The organism is Megasphaera hexanoica (assembly GCF_043520715.1).
In the GTDB taxonomy this organism is placed as follows: domain Bacteria; phylum Bacillota; class Negativicutes; order Veillonellales; family Megasphaeraceae; genus Megasphaera; species Megasphaera hexanoica.
Genome location: NZ_CP171361.1, coordinates 1,787,652 through 1,811,121, shown reverse-complemented (window position 1 = coordinate 1,811,121; position 23,470 = coordinate 1,787,652). Strand labels below are relative to the sequence as shown.

At 47.3% G+C, this 23,470-nt stretch carries 21 protein-coding genes; 15 read left to right on the top strand and 6 right to left on the bottom strand.

Annotated features, from left to right (window positions below; genetic code table 11):
- The first annotated feature begins 95 nt into the window (after positions 1-95).
- The 13 genes from glyQ (at position 96) to ACGTIC_RS08910 (ending at position 16,144) form a co-directional block, all read left to right on the top strand.
- Positions 96-971, top strand: a complete 876-nt coding sequence (gene glyQ, locus ACGTIC_RS08970; RefSeq protein WP_059075835.1) for a glycine--tRNA ligase subunit alpha — start codon at positions 96-98, stop codon at positions 969-971.
- Positions 972-3,020: a glycine--tRNA ligase subunit beta gene (gene glyS / locus ACGTIC_RS08965; protein ID WP_113855866.1), complete on the top strand. Its 2,049-nt coding sequence runs from the start codon at positions 972-974 to the stop codon at positions 3,018-3,020.
- A gap of 147 nt (positions 3,021-3,167) precedes the next feature.
- Positions 3,168-3,734 (top strand): hypothetical protein, encoded by a 567-nt coding sequence (locus tag ACGTIC_RS08960; protein ID WP_113855867.1) that lies wholly within the window; start codon positions 3,168-3,170, stop codon positions 3,732-3,734.
- Between the two features lie 130 nt (positions 3,735-3,864).
- A complete protein-coding gene (gene rplS / locus ACGTIC_RS08955) occupies positions 3,865-4,206 on the top strand; it encodes a 50S ribosomal protein L19 (protein WP_059075838.1) in 342 nt (113 codons plus the stop codon).
- A gap of 150 nt (positions 4,207-4,356) precedes the next feature.
- Complete coding sequence (locus ACGTIC_RS08950; protein ID WP_394522251.1) at positions 4,357-5,628, top strand: manganese-dependent inorganic pyrophosphatase; 1,272 nt, start codon at positions 4,357-4,359, stop codon at positions 5,626-5,628.
- Positions 5,629-5,714: 86 nt separating this feature from the next.
- Entirely contained in the window at positions 5,715-7,916 is a 2,202-nt protein-coding gene (gene pcrA, locus ACGTIC_RS08945) for a DNA helicase PcrA (RefSeq protein WP_113855868.1), read from the top strand.
- 27 nt (positions 7,917-7,943) lie between these two features.
- On the top strand, positions 7,944-9,938 hold the full coding sequence (ligA, locus tag ACGTIC_RS08940; protein ID WP_113855869.1) for an NAD-dependent DNA ligase LigA: 1,995 nt from the start codon (positions 7,944-7,946) through the stop codon (positions 9,936-9,938).
- 195 nt (positions 9,939-10,133) lie between these two features.
- Complete coding sequence (locus ACGTIC_RS08935; protein ID WP_113855870.1) at positions 10,134-10,994, top strand: MerR family transcriptional regulator; 861 nt, start codon at positions 10,134-10,136, stop codon at positions 10,992-10,994.
- A 359-nt stretch (positions 10,995-11,353) separates the two neighbouring features.
- Positions 11,354-11,563, top strand: a complete 210-nt coding sequence (locus ACGTIC_RS08930) for a helix-turn-helix domain-containing protein (protein ID WP_206085051.1) — start codon at positions 11,354-11,356, stop codon at positions 11,561-11,563.
- Positions 11,564-11,695: 132 nt separating this feature from the next.
- Positions 11,696-11,917 carry a 4Fe-4S binding protein gene (locus ACGTIC_RS08925; RefSeq protein WP_113855871.1) on the top strand — a complete coding sequence of 74 codons (222 nt, stop codon included), beginning with the start codon at positions 11,696-11,698 and terminating at the stop codon, positions 11,915-11,917.
- Positions 11,918-12,161: 244 nt separating this feature from the next.
- On the top strand, positions 12,162-13,490 hold the full coding sequence (locus ACGTIC_RS08920) for an NCS2 family permease (protein WP_257536504.1): 1,329 nt from the start codon (positions 12,162-12,164) through the stop codon (positions 13,488-13,490).
- A gap of 11 nt (positions 13,491-13,501) precedes the next feature.
- Positions 13,502-15,232 (top strand): adenine deaminase C-terminal domain-containing protein, encoded by a 1,731-nt coding sequence (locus ACGTIC_RS08915; protein WP_257536505.1) that lies wholly within the window; start codon positions 13,502-13,504, stop codon positions 15,230-15,232.
- A 150-nt stretch (positions 15,233-15,382) separates the two neighbouring features.
- Positions 15,383-16,144, top strand: coding sequence for an SDR family oxidoreductase (locus tag ACGTIC_RS08910; RefSeq protein ID WP_113855872.1), 762 nt, complete (start codon positions 15,383-15,385; stop codon positions 16,142-16,144).
- 37 nt (positions 16,145-16,181) lie between these two features.
- Here ACGTIC_RS08910 and ACGTIC_RS08905 read toward each other — a convergent pair whose 3' ends face one another.
- Positions 16,182-17,534: an MFS transporter gene (locus ACGTIC_RS08905; protein WP_113855873.1), complete on the bottom strand. Its 1,353-nt coding sequence runs from the start codon at positions 17,532-17,534 to the stop codon at positions 16,182-16,184.
- A gap of 209 nt (positions 17,535-17,743) precedes the next feature.
- Here ACGTIC_RS08905 and ACGTIC_RS08900 point away from each other — a divergent pair, with 209 nt between their 5' ends.
- Positions 17,744-19,087, top strand: a complete 1,344-nt coding sequence (locus tag ACGTIC_RS08900) for an esterase-like activity of phytase family protein (protein ID WP_113855874.1) — start codon at positions 17,744-17,746, stop codon at positions 19,085-19,087.
- Positions 19,088-19,202: 115 nt separating this feature from the next.
- Here the strand turns inward: ACGTIC_RS08900 and ACGTIC_RS08895 are convergent, their stop codons facing one another.
- Positions 19,203-20,306, bottom strand: a complete 1,104-nt coding sequence (locus ACGTIC_RS08895) for a site-specific integrase (protein WP_113855875.1) — start codon at positions 20,304-20,306, stop codon at positions 19,203-19,205.
- Positions 20,307-20,518: 212 nt separating this feature from the next.
- Between ACGTIC_RS08895 and ACGTIC_RS08890 the strand changes: the two genes are divergently transcribed.
- Positions 20,519-21,448 carry a hypothetical protein gene (locus tag ACGTIC_RS08890; protein WP_113855876.1) on the top strand — a complete coding sequence of 310 codons (930 nt, stop codon included), beginning with the start codon at positions 20,519-20,521 and terminating at the stop codon, positions 21,446-21,448.
- Between the two features lie 50 nt (positions 21,449-21,498).
- Here ACGTIC_RS08890 and ACGTIC_RS08885 read toward each other — a convergent pair whose 3' ends face one another.
- From ACGTIC_RS08885 to ACGTIC_RS08870, 4 genes are read right to left on the bottom strand one after another with little or no spacing between them, the layout of a single operon-like run.
- The gene (locus tag ACGTIC_RS08885; RefSeq protein ID WP_113855877.1) at positions 21,499-21,873 is read right to left on the bottom strand and encodes a zinc ribbon domain-containing protein; all 375 of its coding nucleotides are present in this window, start codon (positions 21,871-21,873) and stop codon (positions 21,499-21,501) included.
- Positions 21,874-21,887: 14 nt separating this feature from the next.
- Positions 21,888-22,574, bottom strand: a complete 687-nt coding sequence (locus ACGTIC_RS08880) for a zinc ribbon domain-containing protein (protein ID WP_113855878.1) — start codon at positions 22,572-22,574, stop codon at positions 21,888-21,890.
- Between the two features lie 47 nt (positions 22,575-22,621).
- Positions 22,622-23,002 carry a hypothetical protein gene (locus ACGTIC_RS08875; RefSeq protein WP_113855879.1) on the bottom strand — a complete coding sequence of 127 codons (381 nt, stop codon included), beginning with the start codon at positions 23,000-23,002 and terminating at the stop codon, positions 22,622-22,624.
- A 14-nt stretch (positions 23,003-23,016) separates the two neighbouring features.
- A complete protein-coding gene (locus ACGTIC_RS08870) occupies positions 23,017-23,463 on the bottom strand; it encodes an ImmA/IrrE family metallo-endopeptidase (protein WP_113855880.1) in 447 nt (148 codons plus the stop codon).
- Positions 23,464-23,470 lie beyond the last annotated feature (7 nt).

Below are 23,470 nucleotides of genomic sequence, written 5' to 3'. Positions count from 1 at the left end.
ATCGACCAATCAGGGTGGAACCGCGGGTGTTAACTCGTCCCTGTAACATCAAGAGATGTTACAGGGACTTTTTTTGTACAGGAGGGAAAAGCAACATGAACTTTCAGGAAATGAGCTTCGCTTTGAAGAAATTTTGGTCCTCCCAAGGCTGCATCATCCAGGAACCGTATGATGTAGAAAAAGGGGCAGGTACAATGAATCCGGCGACGTTCCTGCGTACGCTGGGACCGGAACCGTGGCACGTCGCATACGTCGAACCGTCCCGCCGTCCGGCCGATGGCCGTTATGGCGATAATCCAAACCGGCTGTATCAGCATCATCAGTTCCAGGTCATCTGCAAACCGAGCCCGGACAATATCCAGGAACTGTATCTGCAGAGTCTGGAAGTACTGGGCATCAACCCGAGAGAACACGATATCCGCTTTGTCGAAGACAACTGGGAATCGCCGACACTGGGTGCCTGGGGTCTCGGCTGGGAAGTCTGGCTCGACGGCATGGAAGTCACACAGTTTACTTATTTCCAGCAGGTGGGCGGCATAGACGTTCATCCTGTATCATCGGAAATCACATATGGCATGGAACGACTGGCCATGTACATTCAGGGTGTAGACAACGTATACGACCTGGAATGGACGGATGGCGTGACCTATGGTGACATTTTCCATCAGAACGAATTCGAACAGTCGTCCTATGCCTTTGAAGTCAGCGATGCCAAGCTGCTGTTCCATCTCTTTGACCTCTATGAAGCCGAAGCCATGCGGACCATCGAAGCCGGCTTTGTCCTGCCCGCCTATGACTATGCGCTGAAATGCTCTCATACGTTCAACCTGCTCGATGCGCGGGGCGCTATCAGCGTCAGTGAACGGGCTGCTTTTATCGGCCGTGTCCGCAACTTGTCCCGGGCCTGCGCCAAAGCCTATCTCGAACAGCGTAAAAAACTGGGGTTCCCTATGTTGAAGGAGGAAAAATAAATGAGCAAAGATTTACTGCTTGAAATTGGTACGGAAGAAATCCCGGCTCATTATATGCCGAGTATCCTCAGTCAGATTAAGGATCTGGCCCATAAAAAACTGGATGAAGCTAACATATCCTATGAATCCATCCGCTCGCTGGGCACGCCGCGCCGTGTAGCTCTTCTGATTGCTGGTGTGGCAGAAAAGCAGTCCGATGTATCGGCCAAGAACAAAGGGCCGTCCGTCAAGATTGCCTATGACAGCGAAGGCAAACCGACGAAAGCTGCTATGGGGTTTGCCCGGGGCCAGAAGATAGCCGTAGAAGACCTGGTCGTAGAAGACGGGTATGTCTATGCCAACGTTACGACAATCGGCAAGGATACAGCCAGTCTGCTGCCGGATATCCTGAAAGATATCATCCTGTCCCTGAGTTTCCCCAAGAGCATGATCTGGGGTGACCAGACGGTTCATTTCGTACGGCCTCTGCGCTGGTTCGTAGCGCTCTTTGGCACGGATGTCGTTCCCTTTGAAATTGCCAAAGTAAAATCCGGGCGCATCAGCCGCGGCCACCGTTTCCTCGGTACGGGCGATTTTGAAATCCCGTCTATGAAAGACTATGAAGCCGTAACGAGAGAACATTTCCTCATCGTCGATCCGGAAGAACGCAAACAGATGATTCTCCAGGGCATGCAGAAACTGGCAGACGAAAAGGGCGGTACGATCATCATGGATGAAGACCTCCTGGAAGAAGTCGTATTCCTCGTCGAATATCCTACGGCCCTGTGCGGCGGATTCGATACGGAATTCCTCCAGCTCCCGGAAGCGGCCATCATTACGCCGATGAAAGACCATCAGCGGTATTTCCCCATGCGCGATAAAGACGGCAAGCTCATGAACCTGTTCCTCACCGTCCGCAATGGCGATGACTATCATCTGGAAACGGTCCAGCACGGCAATGAACGGGTACTGCGCGCCCGCCTGGATGATGCCAAGTTCTTCTTTGAAGAAGATAAGAAAAAGAAACTTATCGACCGCGTCGATGACCTGCAGCGCATCGTATTCCAGGACGGCCTGGGTACACTCAAAGATAAGGCACAGCGTCTGGAACAGATTACGACATTCCTCAATCACAAACTGGATCTGGGCCTCGATGATGGCGACCTTACCCGCCTGTCCGACTTGGCCAAGACTGACCTCCTGACCCAGATGGTAGCTGAATTTACGGAACTTCAGGGCGTCATGGGACGAGAATATGCCATGATTGACGGCGAAAAGCAGGAAATTGCCGATGCCATCAACGAACAGTATCTACCGCGTTTTGCCGGCGACGAACTGCCTCAGACTACGATGGGTAAAGTCCTCGGCATTGCCGATAAATTCGATACCATTACCGGCTCGTTCAGTTTGGGCCTCATTCCGACAGGGTCGCAGGATCCCTTTGCTCTGCGCCGCCAGACTATCGGTATCCTGAATATCCTCATGGATGCCGGTTGGAACCTCAACTGTGACGAAGTCTTTGCTTTCATTCTCAATCTCCTTCACGTGGAAGAAGATAAGCAGGCCGAAGTCATGAGCCAGCTCAATGAATACTTCACCCTGCGTCTGAAAAATATCTTCCAGGATAAAGGGATGGATTATCATATCATCGACTGCGTACTGGCATCGGATACGCTCAATGCATCGGAAGCGGCCAAGAGAGCCGATGCGCTCATCCGGGCCGACCTCATGAGCCAGACCGAACTGCTCCAGGCTTATACCCGTGTAGGGAACATGGTCAAAGACGCTGACGATACTCAGGTTAATCCGGACCTCTTTGAAACAGAAGAAGAACGGGCCCTTTATGGAGCCGTCGTAGCCATGCAGGCCAATCTGCCGCAAAAATACGCCGTATACGACTATGCCGGCGCTGCTGAAGTCCTGACGGAAGGCATCGGGGCCATCAATGCCTTCCTCGACAACGTTCTGGTCATGCATAAAGACGAAGCGGTCAAACAGAACCGTCTCAATCTCCTGACGCTGACCTTCAGCCTGATCCAGCCTATCGGCGATATCAAAAAATTGAGCTGATACAGCAGATGGGTGTGTCACAATCTTCTTACAGTCTGTAGTATTCGGCTGACGATATGACAAATTCATGATATAATAGAAGCAAAAATAGATGTGGATCCGCTCCACATCTATTTTTAAATGATGTATACGAAGGGAATGATATGGATGAAAGGAAAGAAAATCGCGCTGCTTCTGGCTGGTCTGGCTCTCGTTTCCTCCACAGCCCTGGCAGCTAATACACCGTATGGACTGCTGGACAGCTCCGATAAAGACAGCTATGCCAAAATCATGGTCTATCAGGCTAACGATATGAATTATTACCGCTACATCAACAGCAGCTATCATTATGCGCTGGATATTCCGACAGAAGTCAATAAAGCCGACGAAAATGAAGGGGGAGATGGCTGCTATTTCCAGAACCTCAAAAATAAAGTCGTCGTCACGACCTATGCCGTTAAGAATCAGATGAATTTTTCCCTGGATGAATTGTACAACATGGATATCGGCATGAATGGATCTCCAAAACTGACGACAGACAATAAGACGGTCAATCACTATGCCATCGCCTGGACGAAAGACGGCAGGAATTTCTATAAAGAACTGTATCTCCTGAATGATACGAATACCTATGTCTGCTTTTCCGTCGTCTATCCGACTAAGCTGGAAAAGAAATACCAGAAGTATATTTTCCACATGAGCCAGAGCTTTATGCCAAGCGGAGCCGTTATCTAAAAAAAGCTTGCAATACTGTTTCTCCTATGGTATAATATCGCTGTTAATTTAGGCAGTCCTCTGCCCGTAAGGCGATTGTCACAGCTGGGTGATGACGCGGGCACGAATGTCTTATAGGAGGAAAATAAACATGAACATCATCAGCGTACTTGAACAAGAACAGCTTCGTAAGGACATCCCCGATTTCCGCCCTGGCGATACCGTCAAGGTACACGTAAAGGTTGTCGAAGGCAACCGCGAACGTATCCAGGTATTTGAAGGCGTCGTTATCGGCCGTCAGAACGGCGGTGTCCGTGAAACATTCACGGTTCGTCGTGTTTCCTACGGTGTCGGCGTTGAACGTACTTTCCTGGTACATTCCCCGCGTCTGGCCAAAATCGAAGTTGTACGTCATGGTATCGTTCGTCGTGCAAAGCTGAACTATCTGCGCGGTCTTACAGGCAAAGCTGCCCGTATCCGCGAACGCCGCTAATTTGCAGGCAAGAACACTGGAAAAAAGACTGTCTGATGGCAGTCTTTTTTTTATCCATATTGGTGCCCTCCTATGGCAGGTGGCCGTGACGTATGGTATAATAAACAACAGGATTAATTAAATTACAAGTATTTAATGAGGTGATTTATTGTGGCAAAACCAATTTTTGTTACAGGGCATAAAAGCCCCGATACAGATTCTATCTGTTCCTCCCTTGCATTCGCGAAATTAAAACAGCTCCAGGGCATCGACGCCGTCGCTATCCGGGCTGGTGAAATGAATAAGGAAACGGCCTTTGCGCTCGATTATTTCCACGTCGAACCACAGCCGATCGTCAAAGATTTTTATATCAAAGTGGGCGATGCTGTCCATACAGAAGTTGAAGCACTGAAAATCAGCGCCAGCCTCAAAGACGCAGCCAAATGGTTTGCAGCTCATCCGTCTCCCATCGCTCCCGTTGCCGACAATGGCACATTCGTAGGTGTCATCGACCGGGCCGCCCTGGCAGAAGAATTCATCAAGACCGTTACCGGGGAAGAACTGAGCATGGTCAAAGACCTGGTACATGATCCGGACCGCTTCTTCCAGACGACGGATAAAGGTTGTGATATCCCGCAAGACGGCAAATATGTCGTCGTCGATGATGGCAAATACGTCGGCATGGTATGTGCCGAATGCGTAGCCGCTGCAGAAAAACAGCAGGTCATCCTCGTAGACCACAACGAAAAGAAACAGATCATCGACGGTTCTGAAGATGCCGACATCGTCGGTGTCGTAGACCACCACCGCATCGGCGGCACCCTTTCGACAGAAGGCCCGATTTTCATTCTCTTCCGTCCAGTAGGCTGCACGGCGACGATCGTAACCGGTCTGTACAAACAGGCAGGCATCGCTATTCCTAAGGATATAGCCGGCCTTCTCCTTTCGGCCGTAATCTCCGACACGGCCCTGTTCCGCAGCCCTACCTGCACGGAAGAAGATAAGAAGACCGCCGCTGAACTGGCTGCTATTGCCGGCGTCGATGTCGAAAAATATGGCATGGAAATGCTGAAAGCCGGCGCCAATGTATCGGATCTTACACCGGAAGAAATTGCTGCCAACGACATGAAAGAATTTTCTGACAGCGGCAAGACCTTTACGATTTCTCAGGTTCAGGTCATGGACACATCGGATCTTCTGCAGCAGAAAGACGTATTGCTCAATGCGCTGGAAAAAATGCGCGCTGCCCACAGTTACGATGCCGCATTCCTCATGATTACCAGCATCATCGACGAATCGACCAACCTGATCTTTGCCGGCAACATGGATGACGTAGTCACCAAGGCCTTTGCTAAAGACGTCGTCGATAAGGAAGTCTATCTCCCGGGCGTCATGAGCCGTAAGAAACAGATCGTTCCGCCCATCCTGACGGCTCTGAAATAAGTTTTGCTATACCTGTAATCCAACAAGGGACTGTCGTCGTGCGGCAGTCCCATTTTATACGTATGCCGTCTCATAAAGGAGTTTGAATGAATCCTATTTTTGCTACTCTTAACGAACGCCAGTTCGAAGCTGTCCAGCATACAGAAGGGCCGCTGCTCATCACGGCCGGTGCCGGCTCGGGTAAAACAAAGGTACTGACCTGCCGGATTGCCCATTTACTGGAGCTAGGCATTGCGCCATATCGCATCCTGGCCATCACCTTTACCAATAAAGCTGCCAGGGAAATGCGGGAACGTGTAGAAAATCTTGTCGGTGCCGAAGCAGAACGCATCTGGCTCAGTACGTTCCATTCCTTTTGTGCCAAACTGCTGCGTTTTGAAATCGACGGATTTCAAGGGTATACCCGGAATTTCACGATTTACGATGCGACGGACCAGCAGACACTCGTCAAGGACTGCCTGAAAGAACTGAATCTGGACGATAAGCAATTTCCACCTCGATCCGTTCTGGGAACTATCTCCGGAGCCAAGAATGCGCTCATGGATTCCCAGGCGTTCGCCCGCCGGGCCGGTGATTTCTATGAACAAAAAGTAGCCGATGTCTACGACCTGTATGAAAAGAAACTGAAAGCCAATAATGCCCTCGACTTCGACGATTTGCTGCTCCTGGCTGTGCGCCTGCTGCAGGAAAACGAAGAGGTCCGGGAAAAATATCAGGACCGGTTCCAGTATATTCTCGTCGATGAATATCAGGATACGAACCATGCCCAGTACATGCTGACCCACATCCTGGCGGCCAAATGGAAGAACATCTGCGTCGTCGGCGATGCCGATCAGAGCATCTACGCCTGGCGTGGTGCCGATATCCGCAATATCATGGATTTCAACCGCGACTACCCTCAGGCTGCGTCCATCAAGCTGGAGCAGAATTACCGTTCTACCAAAACAATCCTCAAAGCAGCCAATGCCGTCATCGACAACAATATGGACCGGCCGCAGAAGAATCTGTGGACGGAAAATCCGGAAGGCCATAAAATCATACATTATCACGCCCAGACGGAACACGATGAAGCCGATTATGTAGCGGGTGTCATCTATAACCGTCATACCATTGAAAATGAGCCGTACGGTGATATGGCCATCCTGTTCCGCACCAATTCCCAGTCCCGTGTGCTGGAAGAAAAACTGATGCGCTATTCGATTCCCTATACCATGGTAGGCGGTACGAAATTCTATGACCGCAAAGAAATCAAGGATATTATCGCCTATCTGCGCCTTTTGTATAATCCGGAAGACAGCCTGAGCCTGATGCGCATCATCAATGTACCGAAGCGCAACCTCGGCGCTACTACGCTGGAACATCTGGCAGAATATGCCGAAAAGAAGGGCATTTCCTTATTTGAAGCCCTTTCGTCTACGGAAGAAATCCCCGTCACCAAACGGGCCAAGGCCTCACTGGAACAGTTTTCCATTATGATTTTCGATTTGCTGGGCCATGTCGATGAATGGGATGTCCAGACTCTGATGGAAGAAGTCATCCGCCAGACCGGATATGGCGATATGCTCGATAAAGAAGCTGCCCATGATCCGCAGGGGGAAAGCCGTAAGGATAATGTCGGCGAATTTCTTTCCGTTGCCAAAGATTATGTCGATTCCAATCCGGAAGGGAGTCTGCAGGATTTTCTGGAAAATGTCGCTTTGGTCAGCGATGTCGATGAATTTGAAAGCAGCGATTCCAAGGTTACGCTCATGACGCTTCACGCCGCGAAAGGCCTGGAATTCCCTGTCGTATTTCTGGTCGGCATGGATGAAGGATTGTTCCCTCACAGCCGGACTCTCATGGACGAATCCCAAATAGAAGAAGAACGGCGCCTGGCCTATGTCGGCATTACCCGGGCGGAACGCCAGCTGTATGTGACCAATGCTTCGACGCGCACCATGTACGGCCGTATTTCCGCCTATCTTCCCAGCCGCTTCCTCGACGAAATCCCGGAATCGCTGGTTGAAGAGTACCACCGCCGCACGGCCATGCCCCAGAATCACGCCGGGGACGTGCCAGCACGGCAACGCGTGTCTATCCTGACCAAGCCGGTCACGACGAGTCTGCCCAAAAAGCACGCTGTCGATCACACCTGGCAGAAAGGGGATACGGTACGTCATAAAATATGGGGAACCGGCAAGGTCCTGGAAGTCATAGGCAGTGGTGAAAATCTGCAGTTGAAATTGGAATTTCCCACTAAGGGTGTGCGCCAGGTCATGGCAAAATTTGCACCCATAGAAAAAGTGTAGCCGCACAGGCTCACCGAGGAGGTCTGAATGGAAAAAGAAAAAGCGCGCCTGCTGGAATTGCGCAAGACGATCGATGAACTCAGCTATCAGTACTATACACTCGATAAGCCGACGATGACCGATTATGAATACGATATGCTGTACCGGGAACTGGAAACGATAGAAAAGAATCATCCGGACTGGGTGACGCCTGACTCGCCGACCCAGCGCGTCGGCTCGAAAATTTCCGGCGGCTTTGAAAAATATACCCACGACAGACCCATGCTCAGTATGGGAGATGTCTTCAACGACCAGGAACTGATGGAGTTTGATCAGCGTGTCCGCAGTGATCTGGGGGGAGAAGACCTGGAATATGTGGTCGAACTGAAAATCGACGGGCTGGCAGTCAATCTCATTTATGAAAATGGCCGGTTCATACGTGGCGTTACCCGCGGAGACGGGCGGGTCGGTGAAGATGTCACCAATAATGTCCGTACTATCCGTACGATCCCCCTTCATATCGACAGCACTTCCCCCCACATGGAAATCCGCGGCGAAGTCTATATGCCGATACAGGCCTTTGAACAACTCAATGCCCAGCGCCGTGATGACGAGCTGGAACCTTTCGCCAATCCCCGCAATGCCGCGGCCGGATCGCTGCGGCAACTTGACCCGCAGATTACGGCCCAGCGCAAACTCGCCTTTTTCGCCTATGCCATAGGGGGAACGGTAGGCATTGACATTCCCAGCCAGGAAGCACTGCTGGAAGATCTGAAAGCATTTCACTTCCAGGTCAACAAGGAATACCGGAAGTTTAAGACGATGGCCGATGTCATTACTTTCATCCATAGCTGGGATGACCGGCGGGACAAGCTGCCATATGCGACAGACGGCATGGTCGTCAAAGTCAATTCCTTCGCCCAGCAGGCCCGTCTGGGGAACACGGTCAAGATTCCCCGCTGGGCCATCGCCTATAAATTCCCGCCGGAACAGGCCCGTACGAAGGTGCTGAATATTTCTGTCAGCCTGGGCCGGACCGGGGTTCTGACACCGGCTGCCGACCTCAAACCGGTCCGTCTCGCCGGGACTGTAGTCAAACGGGCCACGTTGCACAACGAAGACTATATCCGCGAAAAGGATATCCGCATCGGCGATACGGTAATCATCCAGAAGGCAGGAGAAATCATTCCCGAGGTGGTCCGCGCTGTTACAGCTGACCGTGATGGCAGCGAACAGGTATTTTCCATGCCGGCCCGCTGCCCGAGTTGTGGCGGACCGGTCGTACGCCGCGAAGGAGAAGCGGCTACGCGCTGTATCAATCCCGACTGTCCGGCCGTCATCCTCGAACGGGTCGCCCACTTCGTTTCCCGCAATGCCATGAATATTGACGGCCTCGGCGATGCCATCGTCAGCCAGCTCCTGGATCATCATCTGATCCATACCGTAGCCGATATTTATGGCCTGAAGAAGGAAGATTTGCTGGACCTCGACGGATTTGCCGATAAATCGGCAGATAATCTGCTGAAAGCTATCGAAACGAGCAAACATGTAGGCCTGGCACGGGTCTTGTTTGCCCTGGGAATCCGCTTTGTCGGTGCCAAAGCCGGTCGGATCCTGGCCGAATGTTTCGGATCCATCGATGCCATCATGGAAGCTAAGGCAGATGAGCTGACCGTCATCGACGAAATCGGACCGCGTATTGCCGAAAGTGTCGTTTCTTACTTTGCCGATGATAAAAGCCGGGCCCTCATCGAGCAACTGCGCCAATATGGTGTCGATATGACTTGCGAAAAACGGCAGCTCATCAATGCTTCCTTTGATGGGGAAGTAGTCGTCCTCACAGGAAAACTGGAATCCATGACCCGCCAGGAAGCGCAAAAAGCCGTGGAAGACCGCGGTGGCCGGTGTACTTCGTCAGTTACGAAAAAGACGACTCTCGTCATAGCCGGTGCCGATCCGGGAAGTAAGTATGAAAAAGCACAGCAGCTAGGCACACATATCATCTCAGAAGCGGAATTCCGTGAATGGCTGGAACGGGAATGATAACGCATTAGAAGAGTCATGACGCTGTCCGTGGCAGTGTCATAGTCAGGGGACTGCAGCAAAATGGGAAAACAAGGCCCGTTCTGTTACAGTCCTCTTTTTCTCTGTGACTTTAGTATGAAAATTCTTGATTTATTTCATTAATAATGAAATAATATACATAACAAATATCCTATGTTGAAGGACTGATGCAACATGAAAAATAACAAGCTGACGATTGGACAAATGGCAAAAATGAATCATACGACGATCAGTACGCTTCGCTTGTATGATAAACTGGGCATTTTAAAGCCAATCTATGTCAATCCAAACAGCAATTACCGGTATTATGACATCCGTCAGTGCATCACTTTCCGTGCCATACAATTTCACAAAAATATCGGATTAAGCTTAAAAGAAGTTGAAAATATATCCCAAACAGATACATTTTCTTATGTCGAAGAATTATACTATCGCCGTCTTGATGAACTATCCAAACAAATCGAAGCCCTTAATGCCCAGCAGCGGGCTATCATCCGATCTCTCCATGCAATCCGCCATATCGTCGATCTGCCTCCCGTCGGGACAACCAGCCTGACGTACTTCGATACAGAATATGCGTATACCAAACCAGCAGAGCGCGATTACTTAAAAGAAGATTCCGGCAGCGTAGAACTGGGGATTTCTCATCTTTTGGAGGACATGGAAAAAAACAACTATTCTTATGAATATGCCTTCTTTATTGGCCTGACGGTCCGACGTGAAGATTTTCTTTCTAATAGTGCGAGAAGTGATATGTTATGCCTGTATGTTGACCGGTCGTATGCGGACAAACGCCATATCCAGGAGCAGCCTCAGGGTCTCTACGCCTGCATATATTTTGACACGTTCAGCAGAATTGGCGAATACATGGATAAACTGTACCAGTTTTGCCAGGAAAAAAACTGTACGATTACAGGAGATGTCATTTGCCGTTGGATGGGAACGATGAATCTGCAGCGGTTCATTAATCATGAAGAATTTTTACGCCTGCAAGTACCTGTCACTCTTCCTGAACCACCGGATATAAACGTTTAACTATTTTTTCAAACAGAGTTTAAAATCGTATAGTTTTAGTTAATTTGTCTACATGCCAACGTAAAATAAGATGAAAACTATTATGCTAAATCAATATGATTTTAAAATAAAAAATATATCATATTTAAACGGGATTAATCCTTATTTTTCTTCTAAAAATTAACATAATATAAAAAATAATTAAACAAATACATGATATATTCTTATTACACCATAAAAAACAATTTGTTTGACTCTCGCCTCTATATATGAGTTATAATTATATATATAATTTTTAATCTTTTGTTCATCATAACATGTATCCATATAACATTTTTGAATCAGGCAGGGGAATAAACAGTCAGGGGAGAGAAATAATTATGGTGCAGTATACAGATCGATTGAAATATTTGCGAATCAGTAATAACCTTTCACAGAAAGATGTTGCCAATTTGTTGGGGTGTTCTCAGGTCGCCTATGGCATGTATGAGCTGGGAAAACGCCGCATTTCTCTCGAGAAACTCATCATTCTTGCAAAATATTATAATACGACGCTGGATTACATTGCCGGTTTATCTGACAAAAAATAAGGTGGTTGTACGGCCACATTGCTTTCGTGGGAATGTGGCATTTTTTCTTTTGTTGTTTTTGCAACAGAAAAAAACAGCGTTTCCGTCTATACTGATAACGTAATAAGAGACGCCAGAGGAGGCGGAAACGATATGGATAAAACAATTGATGATATCTGGTCTATTGTGCCGGATTATTTTAACAGAAAAGAATGTGAAGGCTGCGGCTGCTGTATCAGCATCTGCCCGGCCCATGCGATTACCATGATAGAGCGCATGGATGGCAGTGAACGGCCTGTCGTCGATATGAGCAAGTGCATCCGTTGCACCCGCTGCATGGATGCCTGTGAAATTTACAAGTGCTATCATGCCTGAGCGGCGTACCGCTCCGTTATTATCAGGATTGCTATTCAAAACAGGAAGAAGTTCTATGTCAAAGGGCATCTTCCTGTTTTTATTTTGTCCTCATACAGCTGAACGTTTTTTTCAAAATTATGCAATATATTTTTGAAACTTCCATCAACTTTCATTGCAATATATAATACATAAGCTTATAATAAAATCTGTCATAAGAAAAACATAATACTCCAGTGCATAGTTTAAGGGGAGGAATTAAAACATGAATGCATGGATCAATAACGTTTGTGAAAGGCGGTTTCATCTCAGCCGGTTTCATTCATCTGTCAGTACAGAAATTATAGCCGGGCTGACTACTTTTGCCACGATGGGTTACGTACTAGCTGTCGTGCCCCATATGATGGGGGAAGCCGGATTGCCTGGCGGGGCCGTTCTGACAGCTATGGTACTCATGATTTTTCTGACTACGATGGCCATGGGCCTGTATACAAACCGGCCCTTTGTCCTGGCTCCGGGAATGGGCAGCGTTGCCATATTTTCTATTACCTTGGTGCAGTTACAGCATGTATCGGTCAGTATTGCCAGTGCTATCGTATTTTTAAGCGGTATTTTATTCATTCTCGTCACGGTTCTCGGTATCCGCAAAGCCATCGTTATGGTCATTCCTAAGGGTATCAAGATTTCCATCAGTGCCGGTGTCGGCATGTTCCTTGCCGTAATTGGCCTGCGCAATGCTAAATTACTGGCAGCTAATGCCAAGAAAGTCGCCCTGTCTTTCGGTGACCTGACACAGCCTGTCGTCATTCTGGCTATGATTACCTTCATCATTCTGCTGGCACTGCAGGCGCGCCGTGTCAAAGGGGCAGCTCTGATCAGTATCATTGCCGGTACTATCATTGGTATCCCCATGGGTATTACCAAAATCCCGGCTACGCTGTTTACCATGCCGGACAGCTTGGCACCGGTATTTTTTAATTTTGACCTGTTCGGGGCACTGGACGTCAAATACTTGCCGTATTTATTCGTATTTTTCCTGCCGGATTTCTTTTCTAGTTTTGGAACGGCTATTGGTATAGGCGGCAAAGCGGGATTCCTCGATAAAAACGGGGATCTTCCTGACATAGATAAAGTGTTCCAGGTCGATTCGGTAGCAGCTACGCTGGGTTCCTTCTTTACCATTCCTGTACTCATTACCTATCTGGAATCGGGTGCCGGTGTCGAAGCCGGTGGCCGTACGGGGCTGACTGCAATTACTACGGCTATTATGTTTCTCCTTATCCTGGCCGTGACTCCACTGGCTCTCATGATTCCGGCAGCGGCTACAGCTCCTGTCCTGGTCTATGTCGGTGTGAGTATGATGGCAGGCATGAGAAATCTGGATTACACTGATATGTGTGAATATATACCGGCTTTCCTTTGTATTGCCTTTACGGCTTTTACTTTTAATATTGCTAACGGTATCTCCGTTGCGTTCATTGCCTATGTCATCATGAAAGTCGCTTCCGGCAGAGCATCGGAACTGAATAAAGGACATTTTCTGCTGGCACTGCTTCTGGCGTATTATTTCTATGCCATTGCTGGCGTTAAATAAGGGAGTGATGGATGGTGAAAATCGATTGGCTGTTAAAAAATGGGAATATCTATAATGTCTATCTGAAAAAATTTATTCCCTGTAATCTGGCTATCAGTGGGAAACGATTTTGTTATATGGGAAATGACCCTCTGCCCATCAAGCCGGAACATGTGCGGGATCTTGATGGCCAGTACGTAATCCCCGGCTTCATCGATTGCCACATGCATATTGAAAGTACGATGGCAGCACCGCGTACCTTCATGAAAGGAGCTGTCCGCAATGGTGTAACGACACTCATTGCCGAACCTCATGAAATTGCCAACGTATTCGGCCTTGCAGGCATACAGGCCATGGCTAAAACAATGCAAGAGGGGCCATGTGACGTTTATATCGCCATTCCCAGTTCGGTCCCATCGACAAATGAAGAACTGGAAACGACCGGTGGCGTCATCGATAATGATGATGTAGAATCTCTGATGCATATGGACCACGTCATCTGTCTGGGCGAAGTCATGAACTGCCGCGACGTCATACGGGACAGCCATTCCAAGACCAGCCGCCTGATCCGGCAGATCCGGGCTGGCCGGCCCGATTTCTCTCTGGAAGGCCATTGCCCCCGGTTCAGTGGCTGGGAGCTGGCCCAGATTTTGATGAGCGGCGTGAATTCCGACCATACGGATCAGTCGCTGGAAGGCCTGAAGGAACGGCTTATGAATGGCATGTTCGTACAGTTGCAGGAAAAGTCACTGAAACCGGAATTTATCTCTTATATTAAAGAAAATAATCTACTGGAACACATGGCCATCGTAACGGACGATACCATGCCCGATGCCTTCATGGAACGGGGCCATCTCAATTATCTGGTAAAAAAGGCCATGCACAATGGCCTGACACCGGAAGAAGCTATCTATACAGCGACGTATACACCTGCCCGGCGCATGGGCTTGCGCGATAAAGGGAGCATTGCACCTGGCAAAATCGCTGATTTCGTCATTTTGTCTGACCTGGCTGACCTGACCGTTGAAAGTACCTGGTGTGCCGGGCAGGAAGTCTATACAAAAGGAGATTCCTGGCAGGAAGCAGAACGGGATACGTCTTTCCCGAAAGCCTTTTATCATAGTGTCCACGTCGCGCCGCGCACGTCCGATGATTTTACTCTGAAGGCTCCTATAGAAGAAGGGGAGGTTACCTGCCGCATCCTGGAGGTGCAGGAACATACGACCTTTGTCAAAGAAGGACGGGCCGTGCTGCCAGTCCATCATGGAGAAGTTGATTGGGAACATAGCCCTTATAATCTGGCAATCGTCTGGGAACGCCATGGAAAGAACGGTGCCCATGGGACAGCTCTTGTCGGGGGAACGGCCATGACAAGGGGTGCTGCAGCTACGACCTATGCCCATGACCATCATAATCTCCTTGTCATAGGTCAGACAAAAGAAGATATGATGGCGGCTGCTAATACGGTCATCGCCAATCAGGGAGGCTATGCCGTAGCTTGTGACGGCGTCACAAAAGCCTTTGCTCCGCTTCCCATTGCCGGGATTCTGTCCGACCGGCCGCTGCCTGTATTGGGAAAACAAATACAAGAGGTGCATCGAGTCCTGACAGATTGTGGATATCGCCATGATAATGTCATCATGTCCCTCAGTACCTTGTCACTTCCCGTAAGCCCATTCTTTAAATTGACCGATAAGGGGATCATTGATGTCCGTAATGCGAAAATCGTCCCACTTATTACGGAAGCACGGGAAAAGCCGTAGAATACGAATAAGTAAATAGATAAACGAAACAGACGTGCTGTCTGGAGCTCTATACACCAGACGGCACGTCTGTTTTACTACATCCGGACGTTAAAAGGATTGAAGTGGAACGGAGATTGGGTATAATGAATGTAAAAGGAAGTGATACGTGTGAATATAGCCATTGTAACAGGAGCTTCCAGTGGTCTCGGCAGGGAATATGTACGGCTTCTTGATGAACAGTCTGTCGATGAAATCTGGCTCATCAGCCGCCGTCAGGAAAAACTGGAAGAGACGGCACATGCATTGAAAACAAAATCCCGCATTTTACCGCTGGACTTGCAGAAACCGGCATCGTATACGTCTTTTGCTACAGCTCTCAGGCAGGAACAGCCCGTCGTTTCGTATTTCATCCATACTGCCGGATATGGCCGTATGGGCCGGGCTGCTGCTATGACAGAAGCAGATACATCCGGTATGATTGCCGTACACTGCCAGGCCGCTGTCTCCCTGACGAAGGCGGTCATTCCCTATTGCCAGCAGGGCAGTCACATTGTTGAAATCTGTTCCTGTGCTGCTTTCCAGCCATTGCCATATCTGGCCGTATACGCTGCCTGCAAGGCCTTTCTTCTCCGGTACAGCCGGGCATTGGCAGAAGAACTGAAACCATCGGGGATTCTGGTCTCGGCAGTCTGCCCATACTGGGTCAAAGATACGGCTTTTATTGCGACGGCAAAGAAGACCGACCAAGAAAACCGGTTTACGCACTACCTATTTGCCGGAGACAAGAAGACTATCGCCCGCCGTTCTTTCCGTCAAATCCGTCAGGGACGTGTCGTCATTACTCCTGACCTGATTTCTACACTTCATCGCATCAGCTCCGGTATCCTGCCGCAATCCTTTTTCATCTGGATCAGCCGCTTTTTCCGCTGAAAATAGATATCCTGTGTGTCTGTAAAGCCGGATATTGTCAGGTTTTATTGCGTATGGCAGAGGGGATGATGCCAATGGCGCAGAGAATGGTAAAAATCAAAAATGCCAGCTGGATATGGGCTGTAAGCCATGATACCGTACCATTCTGGTTCTGCGAAAGAATCAGTGTAATAATGGCAACACTCAGGACCTGCCCGATGAGCCGGACTGTTCCGACGACGGATGAGGCAGCACCGTAATACTGGGGTGTAACGGAACCCATGATGGCATTGTTATTGGGGGCCGTGAAGAGGGAAAAACCGATACCGATGATAACCAGGGCGGCAATAATACAGATAAACAACGGATGGGTGACAGTATAGGTCAGTGTGGCAAGACCAGCTGTGATGAACACCATGCCGGATGAAGCCAGGACAGACGGGCTGATTTTATCGGACAGCGTCCCTGTCACCGGCGATAACACCGCCATGAATACGGGCTGCATCAATAAGATGAGGCCCGTATCGCGGGCATTCATGCCCATGACACGCTGCAGGTAAATGGACAAGAGAAAACTGATGCCAAAGGTTGCACAATAATTGAGCATGGCAGCCAGGCTGGAAAAGGAAAAGACACGGTTGCCGGAAAAAATACGTACAGGCAGAACCGGGCTGGCCGTATGCCATTCACGATACAGGAATACGCCGAATGCCAATAGTCCTGCTGTCAGCAGATATTTCCCAACGTCCCAGACGGCTAGTTCAGAAAGGCCGGTCATGACGGCTACCATAGCCAGTGCATACAAAAGACTGCCTGTACCGTCCAGACTGCCGCCAGCGTTGACGATCCATTCTTCTTTCATATAGCGCAGCGATAAAAGATAGACAATGGCACATACGAGGGCAATAAAATAAAAAATAGCCTGCCAGTTCAAATAATACGAAAAAAAGCCGCCCAGGACAGGGCCAAAAGACAGGCCGCTATATACTGCCGCTATGGTAAATCCCATAGCACGGCCCCGGCGCTGAGGATTGGTAACGAGTGAAATGATTGCCATATTGGTAGCAAAAATACAGGCGCTGGCCAGCCCCTGCAGGACGCGTATGACGAGCAATGCCATAATGGATGAAACGAAAAATACCGATAGAGAAGAACAGCAGAAGAGAAGGACGCCGATTAAGAATATGCGCCGTTTGCCCCACCGGTCTGCCATTTTGCTGACGGGCATAATCGTGATAGTGGAGACGATGAGAAACGTTTCAATGACCCAGCTCAGGGCCATTTCACTGGCTCCGTATGCAGTTCCAATGTCAGGGAGAGCTGTTGTAAGAGCACTGCTGGTGAACGGATTGATGAACGAAACCATCATCATGAGAATTAAAATCTTATTTTCATAGGAAATGCGTTCCATGCCATTATCCTTTCTGTATTATAGATTACACGGCTAAGCCGGTTTGTTGACGTATTTTATCATACGCTTTATTCCATATTCTGACAAGAAAATTTCCCTATGTATCACTAAATATATGAAATAATTTACCAAAGACATCGCTGGTCTTGACAGATTGTTTACATCAGCCTGATATAGTGAATGCAGATATACAGGAGGTGTAATTTCATATGAATAAAAAATGGAAACGCTGGATAGCTCTAGGATTGGCCGTGTCTTGTCTGGGAAGTGCTGCCGTGCTGGCTGAGGGAGTCCAGACTAAATCGTATATTGTACATGCCGATTCCTATCAGCTGCCCTATAAAGGCAACGAAAAAGCCTTCAAGCATCACATTAATCCAGGATACGGGTCGGCATTGGCCCTGAAGGATATCAAAACCGATGGAACCATCGAATTTTATGCAATTACAGACCGGGGCCCTAATGGAGACATCCCGACATACATAAAAAATGGTAAAAAAGTAAGTGGAAAATTCTTCCCAACCCCCGATTTTGCCCCGTCTATCGGAGTCATTACCGTACGTCCCGGACAGAATCGTGCCGATATAACAGAATCTATCCCGCTGAAGGTACAGGGGAAAGCGATTACAGGCAAACCGGTACCGAAAGGAATGACTGGTTCTACAAAGGAAATCGCCCTCAATTTTAAAATGAAGGATTTGGGAACCGATATCAACGGTCTGGATACGGAAGGACTGGCCATAGATAAAGACGGTAATTTCTGGATCAGCGACGAATACGGCCCTTTTATCGTCAAAGCCGATAAAAATGGCAATATAGTGGAAAAATTTGCTCCCGGTGCCGGACTGCCCAGCATCCTTGCCAGCCGCGTTCCCAATAGAGGCAGTGAAGGCCTGACCATTGATGAACAGGGACATATCTTTGCTTTGATTCAGAGTCCGCTGAATGTAGATGGCAAAACGGGCAAAACATCTAAATATACACGTATTGTAGAACTCGACCCGGTAACTAAAGAAACGAAAATGTACGCTTACCCTGTCGATTCAGGCTATAAAAACACAGGAGCCGCCAAATTAGGCGATATCACCTCCATCGGCCACGGCCAGTTCCTCATGATTGAACAGGGGAAACAACACGGTGTTATGCAAAACCTGATTTATAAAGTAGATCTCAATGGTGCCACGCCCGTAGCAAATAATGGCAATCTGGAATATGGACGCCTCGACGGAAAACTGATACCAGCCAGGAAAGAACTCGTTTTAGACCTGCGTGCCAACGGCTGGAATATCGAAAAAGCCGAAGGCCTGGCACTATTGCCGGACCGCAGGACCATAGCCGTCGTAAACGACAATGACTTTGGTATGGACATTTCCGTACAGGACCCCAAAGCCCCGTCAGCCGATGTATCGGACTATACCTATGACAGCGACAAAAAAGTCATGATATATAATAAAGACAAAACAGTCCATAAAGTAAAACTCAGCCTTAAGAAAAATGCACCGTCTGAACAAGAAAGCCAGATTTGGTTTTTCACATTGCCCAAATCATTGTAAAGAGAAGTATTTACTTCCGATAACGTTAATGAAACGGATAACCCGCATAAACACTGGGCTCGCGGGACTTTTTCCGCTATTTTTTCCGCTATAAATTTGAAATAGCGGAAATGCCTTAAAGTATGCTGTCCATTACAGAGAGAGCCTCTTTTTCGCGCTTGTCGGTTATCGTATCGTAGACATTGGCCGTAGTATAGATAGATGAGTGTCCCAGCCGCTTACTAACGTAATCCAGCGCAAGACCATTTTCTATCAGCATCGTTGCGTGCGTATGCCGGAATGAATGGAAACTAAGCCCGCCGAACGTCTGCCGGCACCAAAGATTAAAATACCGGAGATTATTACTTGTAAGCGGCTTCCCGCAGGCTTCCGTGCAAATAAAATCCGTGCGATCATAATATTTCCCATACTGGAAACTATTTTTCTCCTGCCAGAGTTTCTGGGCCTGCAGTTCATCGGCCAGTTTCTTGCCGAACGTAATGACCCGGATAGATGATTCTGTTTTCGGCGACTGAATACAGGTTCCTGATTTATCGTATTTATTTCCCACGACTTCAATGGTCCGGGACGCAAGGTCTACGTGCTTCCAGGCAAGGGCAAGACACTCACCAAGTCTCATGCCGGTACAATAGGACAGCATGCAGGGCATATGGAGCTGATTCCCGCGGGGGAATCGCTCGAATATTTTTCGGATCTGTGCCGGTGAGAATATTTTTACAGCGGCAATTTTAGGTTCATACCGCGGAAGCCGTACGTTATCCATGGGGTTGATCGTGATGTACCGCCGATTTGCTACGCACCAGCGCAGTGATGCACGAAGTACGGCCATGATGGCTTTCAGCGTCCCGCAGGAATATTGATTTCTGAGACCCGTAATGTAATCCTGGAGCATGGGAGTTGTAAGGTCCTTCAGCCGGATCCGCGCAAATGTCGGGGCCAGATGGTTCCGGATGATACTGCCGTATGTATCGGCTGTATTTGGCTTGCGATTAATTTCGACCTCCTTTTCCATCCATTCACTAAGAAAATCGGGAAATAACATATCGCTCGGCTCGAAAAACTTCCCCGTCCGGTCGATTTCCTGCATGGCGGCGCGGTACGCTTTAGCAGCCTCTGTCCGAGTGAATCCTCCGAAATGTTCGTGCTTATGATATTTGCCCAGGTTGTCTTTTTCGTTGATGGTGTAATACCAACGGCCGTTTATTTGACGTAGAAACATAAAAAAATCAGCCTCCTTATAGCTATAGCGGATAGCGGGCTGATTGTGGTATACTATACCTGTAAATCAGCCCTGACTGGTGGTGGATTTACTGCGTGCGAGGATGGCGCCCCGCACATTCCCTGTTATCGTGTCACGAACGGTAACAGGGATTTTTTAGTTATTTCTTGACAAAAGATGATATAATAAAATTAAGAGAGGAGGGATTGGCAATGAGTAAAAATATAGCTAAGGCAAGGATTGCTTATGATGGTCCAGCATTAGAGCAGGGAACTATAGATGTTCGAGAACTTGCCCCCTCCTTATTGGCATTCGCCGATTTAGTTGACAACGTAAATAAAGTTCTTGGAGGAGAACAAAAAATACAAGTCCTATTGAATCAGGATAGCATACAAAAAGGTTCTTTTGATATCACAACCATTTTACAATATTCCCTTATACAGCAGGTACAGTTGTTTGTTTCGACAGCAGATCAAAATGGCCTTAGCAGTATTATGACGGTACTTGGATGGGGAGCCATTGGTGAGGGGATTGTTGCTGGAATATTTACTTTTATAAAAAAAATACAGGGACGTAAAATTAAAGCAGTTGAAGAACAAGGAAATAAAGTAACTGTAACGTTAAGTGACGGGAAGACCATTGTTACTAGTCAAAATACATTTAATGTATATCTCAATATTAATTGCCGGCAATCTATTGATCGTGTTTTAGCGCCTTTACAGACCGAAGGAATTGATACGTTTGAATTACGAGATCCCAAGCAATCAACAAATAAACAGGCAATCGAGTCTATAGATAAAACAGATGTACCTTATTTCAAAGCCCCGCCGGCAAACTCAGCAGAAAATATAGAAACGTTTCCAGAACAAGAAATGACTGTAAAAATAACGTCTGTTACTTTTGAAAAAGGAAATAAGTGGAAACTAACAGATGGGAATAATACGTTTTGGGCAACTATTAAAGATGAAAAATTTTTAGATGATGTTGATAAAGGGAACATTGCTTTTAAAAACGGGGACATGCTTCGTATTAGATATCACATCCAACAAATACAGAAAGGAAAAACGCTGTCTACTGAATATACAGTTACAAAAATTTTAGAAGTAAAAGAACGACCCGAACAAATAAAATTAGATATTTAGTCGCTATGCTTTCCGCCGTATAAATTACGGCGGATTTTTTTATTAATAATTTAGTAGATTAAGTTATGACAGCGCGGGCATTGCTCCGTTCCTTTTTCGACCAGCATGCCGCACGTTGGGCATTTTATCATGTTGTCTGTATTTTGTGGTTCCGATTTTGGAAGTTCCCGGCGGCAATGAGGGCAAACAACGGCCCCGGACTTTACCGGTTCCCTGCAATACGGACACTCGATATAGCCAGCGTTTTTCAATTCTTTTTCTTTTTGTTCGTTCGTCTTACCAATAATCAGGGAGTGGGGAATAGCTATAATGAGCAGGCATACACCGTATATATACCACAATACGAAACTACGCCCTTTGTTACTTGCGATGAACGCGGGAATTAGCGCAAGACCTAATAATATAAGAATCATATCAATTGTCATACTATACACCTCGATTACTGGATTACTTTGTCCGTTTTTACAGTATCGGCTTCCACGGGATTACTTTGAGATGCCTTCCAGGATGTACCATCTGTATAATGGATTTCGTATATTTTAGCGTGGAATTTAGTACCATTTTCATAACCATGAAGAGTCCAATAATACCGAAAATCAGATAAGGCGCCGGGATCAATTTTGCGTTGACTCATCAAACTGGCAACAGGCTTACCGCCACCAAATTCACGAACTTCTTTGCCGAAATTATCTTTTGCAGATACAAGTACTTTGAAACCATCAATTGTTTTATCACTATTGTTTTTGATCTGAATTTTTGCAATAGGTTCTCCAATGACATTGATATCAATTTCGAAATTTTCAATAGACGTTGGTGCTGGTATTTTTTGTACTTCTTCTTTTGATTTTGCCTGAGTTGTTTTAGTTGATGATGCTGGCTTACTAGTCGTTGATGCCGGTTTAGAGCTGAACGCCATTGTAATAACTCCTAATAGAATAGCAATGCCAATAACTGACGCAATAACCGTTGACTTTTTAGATGATGTTTGAGGTGGCTTATCTGGAATATACGGTGTCGGCTTATCAACATGTTTTTGCATATTTTCTGGCGTTTCTGCTGGATTTCCGCAATATGGACAGAACTTTGAATCATCAGGAATTTGCTTACCGCATTTTGTACAGAACATAACATTGACCTCCTTATTGTGAATAAAATTTCTTGAAAGCTGAGCGCCTACCAAATTAAATCATATATCTGTTGGAAGTGAGCCGAACTAGATACAGATGCATTCTGCACTTGAGGACTAGAGAACATATAAATTTGACTACCATTGGCGCGGTGCCCGCGTCCATAAATCCACGATATTTGTCCGCTTTTTGTAACGTACCACTGCATCAAATAACAATCTCCATCGGATGTTTCTGTCTTAGTCCAAACAATTGCATATGTATCACTCTTAACGACATGCGAATTATCTAGATACATATTAGCTGTCTTATCGCTGAATAGATAATACCAGTTAGTGTTCGGGTCGTCTTCTTGTGAATAGGCAGAAACATTAGAAAATACGCAGCCAACAAGAATTGTTAGTATTATAATTAATCGTTTAATCATGACACAACACCTCTTCACGTCAAAGTATGGCCCTTAAAACATTTTAAATTTATGAACCGTTCAGGTACGCCGCGAAGCCGGGCTATCGTATATAAAGACATGTCCGCATGATCCGCCAGATACTCATCGTTTAACAGCAATTCAACAGCAAACTGATTAGCTGTATGTTCAACTTTATCCGCGTTGATGCTCATTGTATACGTTTTTAGCCATTGTGTATTATCTTTAGACGTACATATCGCGTGCCCCAGTTCGTGCGCACAGACAAAGGGGAGCAGATGGGCTGGAGTGCGTACATCATCTATAATGATAAATTTTGATTTCTTATATTTTAGATAGTTCCCGTATTTACCGCCCAGATCGCCATACATGATGATGATGTTCAGATGATCCGCCAGGCGGAACGGATCATCTGTTTTAAATTTACGAATCAGTTGGTATACGTGCCGTCTTACATCCATAGCGTTT